17 protein-coding genes are annotated in these 13,249 nt (G+C 40.1%); 8 read left to right on the top strand and 9 right to left on the bottom strand.

Annotation, left to right across the window (positions count from 1 at the left end; genetic code table 11):
- Positions 1–26: 26 nt before the first annotated feature.
- Complete coding sequence (locus D3873_RS00925) at positions 27–698, bottom strand: YdeI/OmpD-associated family protein (RefSeq protein WP_162920094.1); 672 nt, start codon at positions 696–698, stop codon at positions 27–29.
- A 101-nt stretch (positions 699–799) separates the two neighbouring features.
- Here D3873_RS00925 and D3873_RS00920 point away from each other — a divergent pair, with 101 nt between their 5' ends.
- Complete coding sequence (locus D3873_RS00920) at positions 800–1,168, top strand: VOC family protein (protein WP_338014661.1); 369 nt, start codon at positions 800–802, stop codon at positions 1,166–1,168.
- A 53-nt stretch (positions 1,169–1,221) separates the two neighbouring features.
- Here D3873_RS00920 and D3873_RS00915 read toward each other — a convergent pair whose 3' ends face one another.
- The 3 genes from D3873_RS00915 to D3873_RS00905 are packed head-to-tail and all read right to left on the bottom strand — an operon-like array spanning position 1,222 to position 3,216.
- The gene (locus D3873_RS00915; RefSeq protein WP_119882242.1) at positions 1,222–1,944 is read right to left on the bottom strand and encodes a sulfite exporter TauE/SafE family protein; all 723 of its coding nucleotides are present in this window, start codon (positions 1,942–1,944) and stop codon (positions 1,222–1,224) included.
- Between the two features lie 16 nt (positions 1,945–1,960).
- Positions 1,961–2,641 (bottom strand): alpha/beta hydrolase, encoded by a 681-nt coding sequence (locus tag D3873_RS00910; RefSeq protein WP_162920093.1) that lies wholly within the window; start codon positions 2,639–2,641, stop codon positions 1,961–1,963.
- Positions 2,642–2,682: 41 nt separating this feature from the next.
- Positions 2,683–3,216, bottom strand: coding sequence for a hypothetical protein (locus D3873_RS00905; RefSeq protein WP_119882240.1), 534 nt, complete (start codon positions 3,214–3,216; stop codon positions 2,683–2,685).
- Between the two features lie 110 nt (positions 3,217–3,326).
- Between D3873_RS00905 and pgeF the strand changes: the two genes are divergently transcribed.
- Both pgeF and D3873_RS00895 read left to right on the top strand, forming a co-directional pair.
- Positions 3,327–4,082 (top strand): peptidoglycan editing factor PgeF, encoded by a 756-nt coding sequence (gene pgeF, locus D3873_RS00900; protein ID WP_338014660.1) that lies wholly within the window; start codon positions 3,327–3,329, stop codon positions 4,080–4,082.
- A gap of 84 nt (positions 4,083–4,166) precedes the next feature.
- Entirely contained in the window at positions 4,167–5,414 is a 1,248-nt protein-coding gene (locus D3873_RS00895) for a dicarboxylate/amino acid:cation symporter (protein WP_119882238.1), read from the top strand.
- Positions 5,415–5,491: 77 nt separating this feature from the next.
- Here D3873_RS00895 and D3873_RS00890 read toward each other — a convergent pair whose 3' ends face one another.
- Complete coding sequence (locus D3873_RS00890) at positions 5,492–5,701, bottom strand: helix-turn-helix transcriptional regulator (RefSeq protein WP_119882237.1); 210 nt, start codon at positions 5,699–5,701, stop codon at positions 5,492–5,494.
- Positions 5,702–6,004: a hypothetical protein gene (locus tag D3873_RS00885; protein WP_119882236.1), complete on the bottom strand. Its 303-nt coding sequence runs from the start codon at positions 6,002–6,004 to the stop codon at positions 5,702–5,704.
- A 286-nt stretch (positions 6,005–6,290) separates the two neighbouring features.
- Between D3873_RS00885 and D3873_RS00880 the strand changes: the two genes are divergently transcribed.
- From D3873_RS00880 to D3873_RS00870, 3 genes are read left to right on the top strand one after another with little or no spacing between them, the layout of a single operon-like run.
- On the top strand, positions 6,291–7,556 hold the full coding sequence (locus D3873_RS00880; protein WP_119882235.1) for an MFS transporter: 1,266 nt from the start codon (positions 6,291–6,293) through the stop codon (positions 7,554–7,556).
- A gap of 13 nt (positions 7,557–7,569) precedes the next feature.
- Entirely contained in the window at positions 7,570–8,280 is a 711-nt protein-coding gene (locus tag D3873_RS00875; RefSeq protein WP_119882234.1) for an MBL fold metallo-hydrolase, read from the top strand.
- The gene (locus D3873_RS00870; protein ID WP_119882233.1) at positions 8,277–9,365 is read left to right on the top strand and encodes a retropepsin-like aspartic protease; all 1,089 of its coding nucleotides are present in this window, start codon (positions 8,277–8,279) and stop codon (positions 9,363–9,365) included. Before D3873_RS00875 ends, D3873_RS00870 begins: the two co-directional genes overlap by 4 nt.
- A 128-nt stretch (positions 9,366–9,493) precedes the next feature.
- Here the strand turns inward: D3873_RS00870 and D3873_RS00865 are convergent, their stop codons facing one another.
- Positions 9,494–10,117, bottom strand: coding sequence for a DUF3298 and DUF4163 domain-containing protein (locus D3873_RS00865; protein WP_205536273.1), 624 nt, complete (start codon positions 10,115–10,117; stop codon positions 9,494–9,496).
- 149 nt (positions 10,118–10,266) lie between these two features.
- Between D3873_RS00865 and D3873_RS00860 the strand changes: the two genes are divergently transcribed.
- A complete protein-coding gene (locus D3873_RS00860; RefSeq protein WP_119882232.1) occupies positions 10,267–10,812 on the top strand; it encodes an ECF transporter S component in 546 nt (181 codons plus the stop codon).
- Between the two features lie 162 nt (positions 10,813–10,974).
- On the opposite strand, the gene D3873_RS00855 is transcribed toward D3873_RS00860, so the two are convergent.
- Entirely contained in the window at positions 10,975–11,865 is an 891-nt protein-coding gene (locus tag D3873_RS00855) for a hypothetical protein (protein WP_119882231.1), read from the bottom strand.
- Positions 11,866–12,324: 459 nt separating this feature from the next.
- On the opposite strand from D3873_RS00855, the gene D3873_RS00850 reads away from it, so the two are divergent.
- Positions 12,325–12,615 (top strand): DUF3784 domain-containing protein, encoded by a 291-nt coding sequence (locus D3873_RS00850; RefSeq protein ID WP_162920092.1) that lies wholly within the window; start codon positions 12,325–12,327, stop codon positions 12,613–12,615.
- A gap of 25 nt (positions 12,616–12,640) precedes the next feature.
- Here D3873_RS00850 and D3873_RS00845 read toward each other — a convergent pair whose 3' ends face one another.
- Complete coding sequence (locus D3873_RS00845) at positions 12,641–13,015, bottom strand: hypothetical protein (RefSeq protein WP_119882229.1); 375 nt, start codon at positions 13,013–13,015, stop codon at positions 12,641–12,643.
- Positions 13,016–13,249 lie beyond the last annotated feature (234 nt).

The following is a 13,249-nucleotide window of genomic DNA, read 5'->3' as shown; positions in this document are numbered from 1 at the left end:
TATTCCTGCTTCCATTATTTGTTGAATTACTTTTTTCGACGATATAAATCCATCGTTTTATAGCCCGCTTTCAACACTTCCATCATGTCATTTTTTCGTTTATCTTGAGTCTCTTCACGTTTTGCACTAAATATATACCGTGCCCAATCTTTTTGGTAACCAGCTGTTAAGTTATCGTAAATCGCGAGGACTTCTGGTTCATTCGTTAAAAAAGTCTTGATGTTAGGAATGAACGAAAGATAATCATCTACACGTTGCGAGTTTTTGGTAGGGGAGCTTCTCTTCTTTTCAGACACTACTTTCATTCCCACCACCGTAAAAATGTCATCCATACTCACCATTCTAGAAAACTTCAACTTCGTCCCGTGAACGATTCCATTCTCGTCGAAATAGTTTGGATGGTATAACTCGTCTCGCTCGATGAACATGTTATATACTTTGTTATTCTTTTTGGGATACGCAACATACACATACCCTCCATCTGCGATTGCATGACGTCGAGTAATCTCCGCTATCAGCGGTTTAAATTCATCGATCGTGTAGATAAACGCAACAATTAAATCGTATGCCCCTTCTTCAAACGAACGATCATGCGAATCTCCCTCCAACACATCAACCGCTTCGGGTGCATGTAAAACGAGTTTTCGGTTGTATTTGTAAAATGCTAATTTTTCTTTTAACGATTTCGTGGAATTCATCGTTATCTCCCCCTGCTTCTCTGTCATTTCATTGTACCAAAAAAACTTTCAAAATTTTCAGGTATTCGGTAGGATAGAAAAGAATGAAAGGAGTGGAAATGATGATTACATCGATTGGTCAAATCGGAATCGTTGCGAAGGATTTTGCGCGTGCTGTCGATTTTTATGAAACGAAACTAGAACTCCCGTTAATCGTCAATTTAGGAAACTTAGCACTCTTCCAATGCGGAGATGTTCGACTGCTACTAAGTGAACCAGAATCTGCTGCATTTGAAAGTGCTAGCTCTGTTTTGTATTTGAATGTAGAGAATATAGAAGAAGCGTATGAGAAGTATCAAGAGCAAGGAATCGAGTTTACGGACACTCCACATATGGTCGGGAAATTAGGGAATACTGAAACGTGGATGGTCTTTTTCCGCGACACAGAAGATAATGTACTCGCTCTCATGAGTGAGGTTCTCGTAGCATAGTCGAAAGCGCCTTCTCCCGAACGAATGGAAAAGGCGCTTTTCATTTTCAAAAGCTAAAATTCCGAGAGTGCATCGAAGATTAACATGCCTGCTGTCACGATTAACAAGCTATACATCACACGATTGAATACTGTCGCTGGAATTCGTTTAAATATTTTCTGACCTGTAACTACGCCTAGGAATAAAACAGGCAATGCGAGTAAACTATGGTTCCAGACGGATAAGTGGACGCCACTCACCACAGCTTGCATCACAAAACTTACAAGATAGATGAATAAATAAAAGGCAAGCGTCGTCGCACGTAGCTGTTCCTTTGGCATCTTCGCACCGGTAACATAAGCTAAAATTGGCGGTCCAGGCATCCCAATACTAGTTGTAAAAGCTCCTGCCAAAGCACCAACTCCTACGTCACGTTTAGTTGAAGGGTGCAGCGTAACAGGAGATAGGACGAAGATGGTTACGAATAATAGAACAAATCCAATAATTAGTTTAAACACGACCAAATTGACGACGAGAAACAGCACAATCCCAATTGGTAATCCTGGAAGACTTCCTATTATCAATCGTTTTAACATGTCCCGATTCATCTCTCGTTTCAGCGTTCGCCAGACGGACAAAGATAGCACGAAAGACAAAATAAGATTTACCTGTATTGCATCTGCAGGTGAAATTAGAAAGAGTAACAATGGAGTCGCAAGGATGGAAAACCCGAAACCAGTGATTGTTTGTAATAGCGTCGCAACAAAAATAATGAGAAGGAAACCGACTATTTCCACTACCTAACCCCCTTCCCTATTTCTTCAACCACGCCATTACATCCGCGCTCATTTCATCGGTTATCGTATGATTTACTTCAGGATACACTCGAAAGGTTAACTCATTACTTTGTTCAAATGACCGAACAAATTCTTTCTGTCCTTCCATCGATACGACCGTATCCGCATCTCCGTGGACACAAAGAATTTGTTTGTTTCGTATCGGGTGATGAATTGGATCGACTTTTCGTAGCACCGCCCTCTCTTCCATCGTCATTTCCTCTCTGCCACTTTCCTTTCGGAAAATCGTTTCCGACATTTCGAATGCGCCTGAACCATTAATATTTACGAGCCCGGCGATTTCTGGGTTTTGCGCTAGAATACCACTTGCAATAAATCCACCTAGTGAAACTCCAAGTACTTTCGTATTTTCGATAGGATTGCTCGCAGCAGAAAGAATATGCTTCGCCTCCTCGAGCGTATGGAATATAACCTCCCAAAAATGCCGCTGAATAGTTTCCGTCGCATACATATTTTCAAGTTGTCCTCTAGAATCGTGATATAAAAGTTCAGGCAACATCACTTCATACCCTAGTTCACATAGTTCGTTCGCAAATTGACGGTAATTTTCAATAGAAGATCCCCAACCATGAAAGATAACGACCGTTTCGTGTCGATTCTTTCCTTTCGGTTCAAGGATATGTATAGGTGTAGACATATTTACTCTCCATTCATGGTGAAACATCGTCATTCCATCCATTATTTCTGTTTCGTTTCTTGTTCAAATGTCAGATTTTCTCCAATCGAATAGGTTCTTTCTTGGAAGTGTTTCTGACTATCCGACCAACTAATGTAAATTGTTGCATCAGCAAAGGCATTTTTCAATTCTTCCTCACTGACATCCCTCGAGTAGAAAACAACATCGTGCGTATACTTTGCAAAATTTTCATTTTCATTATCCTGAGACGAACTCGTTGAACCCCAATCGCGATGTTGACCACCGATAGAATAAAGGGTGTTGGACCATTCATCGAACATTCGTATCGTCCGATGGTCGATGGCGTTAGAGTGTTCCATATGAAAACGAAACGTGAGCTGACGAAAATCTTCAATGGTAGGATTTATTATTCGATCTCCCAGTTCTAATTTGTTAAATTCATTTGGACTTATAGGAGAGACGTGCACTTCTAGTTGAATTTCTGGCTCCTTCGAATTACACGCAGCTAATAAAAGCCCACTGCAGCAACAGACAACAATCAACGAAATTCTACGGGTACTTTTTGATTTACCCATACGTACACATCCCCTCCAACAACTTCACTTTTTACAAATCATACCATCCCTATGAGAGTTGCTGTTACGTTTTCTTTCAACTTTCGATACACTAAGAGAAGGTGATGAAAATGAAAATGTATCGAAATGACGAACAATTCTTAGTGGGTATCACACTAAAAGATGAAACCCAAAAAGAAAACAACAATATTGCGTTACACGCATGTGAATCGAAAGAGGATGTTTTGGAAAATCGAAATCGGTTTGCGGAATCAATCTGCTATCCGTTGTCGCGAATCGTTTTTATGAACCAAACGCATAGTGCCAATTTTTACGAAGTATCACTTGAAGACGCTGGGAGAGGAAGCACTTCACTTGAAAATGCGGTTGCAGATACTGACTGTTTATTCACAAAAGAAAAGGATATTGTCCTTGTGACATTCGTGGCGGACTGCGTTCCGGTTATGTTCACACATGAAGAAGCAGGAATCATCGGGGTCATTCACTCTGGGTGGCAAGGAACAGTGAAAGAAATAACGCGCAAGGTATTTACGCATCTCGTCGAAAAAGAAGACTGTTCTCCAGAAGGGTTTCAAGTAGTGTTAGGACCTGCACTTAGCCAAGAAAAATTCGAAGTAGATGCGGACGTTTCCGAGAAATTCCGAGCTTTAGGTTATGCAGATAACTTCATCTCTTGGAAAGAAGAGTCACAGAAATACCATATCGATAACCAAAGCGTCGTGAAAAAACAACTAGAATTATGCGGACTATCTCCGAACCAAATTACCTTGGATCGAACATGCACATTTCAATCAGCAGAAGGATTTTCCTATAGAGAAGACAAACGAAGTGGTCGACACGGCGCTTTTGTCTTACGGAAAAGCTAAAAAACCCATTCCTTCTTGTCTAGAAAGTCAAACAAGTGTAGGTTTAAAGATGGATAATTAGAAAGACGAGGGGGAAATTTCACTATGTGGAAAAAATACAAAGACACGTCCTTTGCGCTCAAAATGACTATTGGATTTGTCTTAGGGATAGTAGTAGGCATTATTTTCGGTGTGGATGCGGAAGTGTTAAAACCACTTGGCACACTACTCATTAAATTACTCAACTTAATCGCAGCACCGATTATTTTCTTAACGGTCGTACTAGCAGTCATTCAGATGAACCCGAGACAGCTTGGCAGAACTGGCGGAAAGCTCATTTTGTATTACGCCGTTACAACAGCTGCTGCAGTGTTAATCGGATTAGCTCTTGCGCTATGGATTAGTCCGGGCGAATCGTTATCGATTCCTACAGATACAGTCGTGGAAAAACCAGCGACACCAATTGTTTCAGATGTCATTCTAAGCATGTTCCCTGACAATTTCGTACAAGCATTTGTTAGTGGGAATCTACTTGCTATTTTATTTTTAGCCATTATTATTGGCTTTGCGATTGCAGAAATGCGCTTTTCGAAAGAAGAAAAAATGCAGCAATACGGAAATACAATGCAACGCTTTTTTGAAGCAGCAAATGAGTTATTCTTCCGAATTTTACGTGGGATTTTACTGTACGCACCAATTGGAATCTTCGCGATTGCAGCAACTTCATTCGGCACACAAGGTTGGGACACATTTAAATCCTTACTCGAATTTACCGCCGTTTTCTATGTAGGAATCGCCATTCTTTGGATTTTCGTCTACACAGGATTCTTAAAACTATTCCATGTGCCAATTCGCAAATTCTACGGGGCAATGAAAGAAGCATTTTTAACTGCATTTTTCACATCTAGTAGTCTTGCGACACTACCAGTAGCAATGGAAGGTGCAAAAAAAGCAGGCATTTCAGAACGTATCACGAATTTTAGTTTGCCTCTTGGAGCCGTTTTCAACTCTGACGGTGGAGCACTTCGTATGGGTGCGTCAATCGTATTCGCTGCAAATGTAACCGGTGTCGACTTCTCGACAATGGACTTCATTACAATCGTAGTCGTCGGAACGTTATTGTCGATTGGAACAGCAGGCGTACCAGCCGCTGGACTCGTGACACTATCTGTGGTGTTGACATTATTCAACTTACCATTAGAAATTGTGGCATTAATTGCCGGTGTTGATGCAATCATCGGAATGGCGGGAACAGCTTCCAATGTAGCAGGAGATGTCGTTGGTGCAGCAGTAGTCGATCAATCGGAGAAGAAAAAAGATTCCGCCACATTTATTCCAGCGGAAAGTCATTAACAACGTAAAAAACACCTCTCTTGAGGTGTTTTTCTGTTTATGCCTTGAACAAAGGAATACAACTCTGGTAATAAAAACTACTTACCATTTTTAATGGAATTGCCCTCAAAGAGCTTATCAACTGTGGTATCTAACACACGAGCTATATCAAATGCTAATTGTAGTGTAGGATCGTATTTATTATTTTCAATTGCATTTATTGTTTGTCTAGAAACATGGCAACGCTTCGCAAGTTCATCTTGAGACAGCTTGACTGATTTTCTCAGTTCCCGAATATGATTCTCCACTTAACCACCGTAACTTTTCTTATAAAATAATAAGGTTAATACATAGATAATGGAAACGACAGAAAGAAACACAAGAGGTGAAATCCCATTACCGGTCGAAGAAATATCCCCTTGAAATTGGAAATAAAGCGATTGAACAACTTCTAATAGTAGCATTCCTATCACAACAATAAATGCATATGAATGCGCTTTAGAATTAATGAACTTTCTTCTTTCATCAGTCTTTTGAAAAAACGGTGCAATGAAAATCATGATCCCAACTACTAGCAATATAAATGAGTATACAAGTTTTACATAATCCATATAAAATTCCCCTTCTTCTAAAAATGTAAAAACTATTTGACATTTCCATCATAGCATCATCGAAAAAAATGTCAAATACTTTTTACATTTGTAAATTCCTCTATCTTTTTTTGGGAATATACCGTAAGTCAAATTCATTTAAATTTTCTTCTTAGAACTTTTGTTCATGGAGAAGTTTAATAGACTACCTTGAAAGTTAATTTAAGGAAGATTAAAAAGTATAAAGAGGTTTATTCACAACCATCTCGAATACTAATAGTACGCAACTCAGTGAAGGAGAATCACCATGAACCAAGTTACAGATTTAGACAAACCTCATTGGAAGAAGAACATCACACTTTTCCTATCAAGCCAAGCAATTTCCTTATTCGGTTCTGCGCTCGTTCAATATGCCATCATGTGGTATATCACCCTTGAAACTCAATCCGGGGTCATGATGACTATTTCGATTATTTGCGGGTTTCTCCCAACATTTTTCCTTTCGCCGTTTGCAGGCGTATGGGCAGACCGCTACAATCGCCGACTCCTGATTATCTATGCGGATGGCTTTATTGCTGTTTCCACTCTAATTCTGGCGATTTTATTCTACATGGGGTATGAAACACTCACCCTCCTCTTTGTTATGTCGGCTATACGGGCGCTAGGTGCTGGCATTCAAACGCCTGCAGTAGGAGCCATCTTGCCGCAAATTGTCCCGGAAAAACAGTTAACGAGAGTGAATGGGTTTAATGGAAGTATTCAAGCATCGATTATGTTACTCGCTCCGATCGCAAGCGCTGGATTACTCACATTCGCATCCATGGAAACGATTTTTCTGATCGATGTAGTAACGGCTGCAATTGCGATTAGTATTATGGGGTTTTTCTTGAAAATCCCAGCTCATGCCAAGTCTCTCGATCGTCAACAACTTAGGTATATAGAAGATTTAAAATTAGGTATTAGGTATATTCGTACCCATCCCTTTTTAAAGCCGTTCTTTTTCTTCTTCGCCTGCATTTTTGTGTTGGTGGCACCCGCTGCCTTTCTTACTCCTCTGCAGGTCGTGCGAACATTTGGACCGGATGTTTGGCGCTTAACTGCCATTGAAATCGCCTTCTCCATTGGAATGATACTAGGCGGTGCGCTCATCGCCGTCTGGGGTGGCTACAAGAATCGGACCCACACAATGGTTCTGACCACGATTTTAATGGGCATTTTCACCATCGGACTCGGAGCAATCCCCATCTTTTGGTTGTATTTAGGTTGCATGGCGCTCATTGGCCTCTCCATGCCCTTTTTCAATACGCCAGCTACCGTATTACTTCAAGAGAAGGTAGAAGAAAGTTATCTCGGACGCGTCTTCGGAGTACTTGGGATGATTTCGACCTCCATGATGCCACTAGGAATGCTTATGTTCGGCCCACTTGCCGATTTCATTGCCATCGAATGGATGTTGGTAGGAACAGGAATTCTTCTCGTTCTCCTAGGTTTTGTGCTTTTGGGGAATAAAACACTCCTTGTTGCAGGAGTTCCTTCGGATGAAAAAGAAATAAATACAGATTCGATTATTTAAAAGGAGAACATTTATGCGAAATTACATAGAACCAATCACAGATACACTTTCTGTAATCGCGATTTGGGATACAGAATGGAAGACGTGGAATAACAGTTACATCTTTCAAATAGAGAAAGAACTCGTCGTCATCGATAGCTGTAAAAACATTCATTTGCACGAGTTTGAAGGCGCAATCAACACTCTCAGAAAAGAAGCATCAAACGTTACGTACTTTTTAGCAACACACGGGCATGAGGATCATGTACAAGGATCGATATTATTTCCAAACGCGAAAAAGCTCATCCATCCAGAAGAAATCGAATCCATGGAATACGATTCTCCATCCTCTTTCACTCCAGGATTTGACGACGCGTTTATACAAGAAACGGTGGACGTCATTCATGTAGAAACACACACGAAAGGTTCCGTTGCGTTTTACCATTCAGCAGAAAAAGCGTTATTCACCGGAGATTTTCTATGCTTTTTTGGAGACCCCTTATCACAAGATGGGTTCATCGGCGAAGGGCAAGACCTCCGTATAGCGTGGTTAGACTACATGCGAAGTGGAAGTGTGAAAGGGGATTACCTGCAGAATTTACTAAACGGTTTGCGTCAACTTGTTACATATGATGTGCATTATTTATGTACAGGTCACGGTTGCGTACTTGTAGGAAATATTTCTTTATTTCTCCAAGAATTACTCGACGTGGGCGAAAAAATGGCTGAAGGGGGACTTGAATGATGGAAACAGTATTAGAAGAGAAAATTCATGCACTCATTTGCGCCGGAAGAGTGGAAGAGAGTATTTCATTCCTTCAAGAAAAACGATCGCTTGCAGATCCTGAGACCCATGGAGAAGTCGCGAATCTTATTTTCCAATTAATCCTATCCGAGCGCAGATGGGATGACATTGTTCGCCTCGGCTTATTAGCAGATGAAGCCATCGATCACACTAACCGTCATGTAGCAGCATTCTATGCGAGTCGTCCCGCGTTTTCGCTAGATTTCTCACAGGATGAAGAAACACTTCCTCTACACCGAACAATTTCTGGATGCGCTTCTTGCGATGTCCGATTAAACGGGCAGGACTTGCGTTTTTGGGTGGATACGGGAGCAGAGATGACCGTACTTGCAAAATCAGTGGCAGAACAATGCAAATTGCCCATTTCGATTGGATCTGCTCTCTCCGTCGAAAATTCTACGAATCAGTCATTTCAAACGGATCTTGCGTGGATTGATGAGTTTGAAATCGGTGCTATCACTGTTCAAAATCAAGCTGCACTAGTGCTTGACGATTCCATTGTTACACTTGAACATCCAATTACGAAGGAGTCAGAAACAATCCAAGGAATAATCGGCTGGGACATTTTGCAGCACCTTTGCCTCACAATCGATTTCCACCAAAATGAGGTGACATTTGCGAAATCCATTCCTACTACAGAAAGACACCAAAATTTATTTTTCAGTGGATCCCCAATTGTCCATTTACAAGCAGAGGACTCCATTCCACTTCTATTTGGACTGGATACAGGTGCCAACAAATCGCATTTTCACAAAAGAATCTTATCTAAACTGCCTCACTTACACGTAAAAACCGAGAAACGCGTATCCGGTGGTTTAGGTGATGTTGCGGAACGAAATCTTAACACTCTTGAGGAACTGTCGCTAACTCTATCAAATAGTACTAGCCTACTACTTGAAAATATTCGTGAAACACTTGGTGAATTTGGGGAGTTCATTTCGCTAGACGGCATTTTAGGAGTAGATGCTGCGAAGAACAAAAAACTTATCATCGATTATCCGAATCGTACGTTTTCCATTGAATAAGAAAATCATAAAAAACGATAAGCAACTCGGCTGCACGAGATGCTTATCGTTTTCTTTTCATTTCGGGTCATTTTTTATGATAACTTTCTTCATTGTTAATGACTACGAACACACTCATTTCCTCTTCATCAATTATTCTCCGATAATCTTCCTAGTGGTCCATCCTCCCGAATAATGTCTGACACCTCATAGATGGAAATCGGAAACATTGGGAATCCATATACATAGGCAGTCAGCTCATAGACTTGAAAATATAGCACAAGACACTTGTCTGCCAAATAGTAGGACTGGTTTGGTTTGATGGAATCAAATTCTTCAATGAGCGGAATGTCGCGTGTTTTAATTTGCTGATGCACAATATCAGAAAGACGCTTCACGTAATTGCTTCCAGGCTTGAATAAATCGCGCAATGTACACGTTCGTTTTTCTATTAAATCAAACGTGAGTGAACGCAAAATTGTGAGACCATGCGCCGCGTGTCGATGATACGTGTAATTGGTTTGGGTCAAGCTCAGTACTTGACATTGATTGTTCTTGATTTCGAAATAACCGTCCATTTCTTCCACTGGCGAGGACATATTCGTTTCTTGCGTGGCGATCATTTGATGTACTTGGTGCTCAATAGATTCATTTATCGTTCGCTGAAACGAACTGTCCGTCATGCCTACCACTCTCGGAAAGTAAATCACTTTCTCTGGTCCATCCGATAACTTTTTCACTTTAATTTCCACTGGTAATTTCTCTTGCAGCATAATTCCTCCTTCCATTTAATCTATGCAAGAAAAAAATGGTACAAACAATTTTTCTCTGACCACTCTAAATTTCGAAAAACTGAACCTTTTGAAATATCCAGACCTTTGGTACAGTAAGAAATGAAATTACACGAAAGTAGGGACATAAAATGGAAAATACAGCGAGCTACACGTCCACTCGGAAGAGAACGTTCAATTTAATTATTACAGCAATGCTTATCGCACTTGTATTCGTCGCAACGCTTATGTTAAACATCCGTTTACCATTCGCATCAAACGGCGGATTGGTTCACCTTGGAACAGCAATGTTATTCCTTGCATCGATTTTATTTGGACCTAAAAAAGGCGCCATGGCTGGCGCAGTCGGAATGGCACTATTCGATTTAGTATCAGGTTGGACTCTTTGGGCACCATTTACGTTTATTGCCAGAGGACTTCAAGGCTACATCGTTGGTCGTTTCGCGTGGGCAAACGGTCGCAAAGGAAACAGTATCGTTTTCAACACAATCGGCATTATTTTGGGACTACCAGTTATGCTTGCCGTGTACTATGTATGTGAAGGAATCCTTTACGGAAACTGGTATGCGCCACTTGCATCCATTCCAGGAAATCTACTTCAAAATGCCGTGGGAATCGTCATTGCACTACCCGTTGCAGCAATCCTAAAACGCATTAAATTCTTTGAAAAAATGTAATTCTTACTTATTCATAGTGCCCCCACATTATTAGTTGCGCTTAATAATGTCGGGGCACTTTATTTTTAGGATTTTTTATTGGAATGAATGCAGAAAGTGGTGGTTGTATCGTGCAACTTTCTAGTTATAACGGAAGCGATTTGATCGAAATCGTCACCTTATTTAACTTCCCTCCACTTTTCTATAAATCACAGCCGCGTAGTCACTCCACACTTTTCTCAAATCTTCTCCACGAATAATTCTCCATGCATTAAAAAAGGTCTGCCCGTTTTTGTTAAAAAACAAATCATCCTTGATATGATAAGAAGCATGTTGCACCACTCCGTCCGAATTCTCCCAAACGATGATGTCCCCTGAGTGATAAGGTTCCTCATTCATACTTAAACGTTCATAACCCGCGCGTACAATCCCTGCGATAAACGTCCTTGGATGCACCCATTCATGCAGCCTCCATTCAACTCCCCTGACAGCATACAAAGTGGAAGACAAACAATTGCTGCCGCCAGTTGTGGCATATGTATTCGCATACTTGTTTAAATGATCTGGCAACTCAATCGTAATGTCTTGCTCCGTCACTATTTCCCATTCATTTGCAATAGCTAACAAAGCAGCGTTTTTAACCTCTGAAGTCAGCTGACACCACATTTTTCCTTGAAATACAACGTACTGTTTCTCTTTCCACCGCACTATATATTCCAAAGGGAATAGGTGTACATCCTCAAAAATTTCTATTGGATACACCAATCCTCGTTCCAGTTCAATTTGAAGTTGAAGCAACTTTTCCAGCACATCATGAGGCAAAGAAGTTACCCACTCCGGGTGAGCGACGATTACAAATGTCCCTTCCTCTGACACATTCCAGTACTCGTAGCTATTCGCGTACAGAATCTGCTTGTAAGATGTATGCTCATTAAACTCTTCTCTCGGCATCAATAACACTTGGTCCAAGTGACAAGCTAAATCCTTCACTATTTCTTCCTTCACAAAAAATATATCTAAAGGGGGAACAAACGTCTTTCCCCACATTGCAAGTTGTTCATCCGTCGGTTTCATTGCAAAACACTCCATTCCACTGCAACATCGAAAGCTCCTGTTTTTTTGCCAGTTAGGGAAAATTATACTCTCTCTCAATTGGTTAATATATGTTATTGATAAAAGTAACTTGAAATAATTTCCTTTTCATATGATAAAATGATAGATAATTGAAGTTAATTTACCGAACAATCCTCATTCGCTAGCAACTAATTCAGACTTTCTTTCACAAAGGAGAATTTCATGAACTCAACTGACAAACAGAAAATCCAACAACATTATCGAGAAAAAATGGAATCGAAAAAAGGTACTTACCTGGAACGTATATCACTTTTAATACTTAGTATTACAATCATATTGATTTATTGTTTGAACTTATTTTTCAAAGGCTTTTAATCCTGTCCATTTCCACTTATTTGAAACCATTGCACAAGTAAATCGTATGTAATGGACAACCATTTACCTGGAGGTGCTCGTAAAATGTACATTGGAATTGCACTTAGTTTACTATTCTTTCTCGCAAGCTATTTCATTTGGAAAAAACAAAAGTTATGGCTACTTGCTGGTTATCATGAAGAAAATTTTATAGGGGACAAGAAAAGACTTGCACGAGATGCAGGTATTTTTACTTTCATTATCGGTCTACTCACTCTTGCAATGTCGCTATTAATTGACTCCTACGGCGACTTCGTTGGAATTATTTACGCTATTGTAATTGCCATACTTTCTATTGGGTTTCTGATCAAAGTAAATGTTGGGGAGCGTCAATAAAACTAATGATAGGTTCTACTACATATTAGTCCTTTTTAGAACGATAAAGTTCAATCGGAAGGAAATAAAACAACCCTAGGATACTCCCTGCCATGAAACTATAAGGTAGTAGAAGATGAAGAATTTCATTTACATCCAACTCACCAATCTTACTGTAAAAGATAAAGTAAATCAGAATACCAATCGCAGTTGAAATTACATACGATTTTATTCTTGACCTTCTAGTTTTGTGTTTAGTAATCAGTAGTGTAGGAATACCTATTAAAAAATATAAAGTAATAGCAACCATCCCACCAACTGCAAATAACGTCTCCGATTGAATAGTTGACCCATACAAACAACCAATAAATAGGAAAGCTATGATAAATGACATCCCTATCGTGTATGCAATACTACTCATGTAATCAGCCTCTTTTTGTAAATAATTATGTGCTACATGTAAAGACGAACTTACGACACTTACGTTTCAACATGCTTTACTTTCTTTACATGACACCTTGCTTCCTGTCACCAAGGAGCATTTATACCTTACAAATCTAAAAGCCGTGCGCCCAAATTTTCTATTCGTCACTTATCAAATTTCTAGCAGCCACCACAAATCCGCAGCCACCACCTTACTCCCGCCAAACAAAAA

It is taken from the genome of Paenisporosarcina cavernae (genome assembly GCF_003595195.1).
Taxonomy (GTDB): Bacteria; Bacillota; Bacilli; order Bacillales_A; family Planococcaceae; genus Paenisporosarcina; species Paenisporosarcina cavernae.
Note: the sequence above shows the minus strand (reverse complement) of the source record. Positions and strands in the feature narration are given on the sequence as shown.

What these genes read in the sequence shown, in the direction of transcription:
- D3873_RS00910 (WP_162920093.1), bottom strand. Translation starts at nt 2,641, where the DNA reads ATGTCTACACCTATACATATCCTTGAACCGAAAGGAAAGAATCGACAC.
- D3873_RS00870 (WP_119882233.1), top strand. Translation starts at nt 8,277, where the DNA reads ATGATGGAAACAGTATTAGAAGAGAAAATTCATGCACTCATTTGCGCC.
- pgeF (WP_338014660.1), top strand. Translation starts at nt 3,327, where the DNA reads ATGAAAATGTATCGAAATGACGAACAATTCTTAGTGGGTATCACACTA.
- D3873_RS00885 (WP_119882236.1), bottom strand. Translation starts at nt 6,004, where the DNA reads ATGGATTATGTAAAACTTGTATACTCATTTATATTGCTAGTAGTTGGG.
- D3873_RS00860 (WP_119882232.1), top strand. Translation starts at nt 10,267, where the DNA reads ATGGAAAATACAGCGAGCTACACGTCCACTCGGAAGAGAACGTTCAAT.
- D3873_RS00880 (WP_119882235.1), top strand. Translation starts at nt 6,291, where the DNA reads ATGAACCAAGTTACAGATTTAGACAAACCTCATTGGAAGAAGAACATC.
- D3873_RS00925 (WP_162920094.1), bottom strand. Translation starts at nt 698, where the DNA reads ATGAATTCCACGAAATCGTTAAAAGAAAAATTAGCATTTTACAAATAC.
- D3873_RS00905 (WP_119882240.1), bottom strand. Translation starts at nt 3,216, where the DNA reads ATGGGTAAATCAAAAAGTACCCGTAGAATTTCGTTGATTGTTGTCTGT.
- D3873_RS00855 (WP_119882231.1), bottom strand. Translation starts at nt 11,865, where the DNA reads ATGAAACCGACGGATGAACAACTTGCAATGTGGGGAAAGACGTTTGTT.
- D3873_RS00895 (WP_119882238.1), top strand. Translation starts at nt 4,167, where the DNA reads ATGTGGAAAAAATACAAAGACACGTCCTTTGCGCTCAAAATGACTATT.
- D3873_RS00845 (WP_119882229.1), bottom strand. Translation starts at nt 13,015, where the DNA reads ATGAGTAGTATTGCATACACGATAGGGATGTCATTTATCATAGCTTTC.
- D3873_RS00875 (WP_119882234.1), top strand. Translation starts at nt 7,570, where the DNA reads ATGCGAAATTACATAGAACCAATCACAGATACACTTTCTGTAATCGCG.
- D3873_RS00920 (WP_338014661.1), top strand. Translation starts at nt 800, where the DNA reads ATGATTACATCGATTGGTCAAATCGGAATCGTTGCGAAGGATTTTGCG.
- D3873_RS00850 (WP_162920092.1), top strand. Translation starts at nt 12,325, where the DNA reads ATGTACATTGGAATTGCACTTAGTTTACTATTCTTTCTCGCAAGCTAT.
- D3873_RS00865 (WP_205536273.1), bottom strand. Translation starts at nt 10,117, where the DNA reads ATGCTGCAAGAGAAATTACCAGTGGAAATTAAAGTGAAAAAGTTATCG.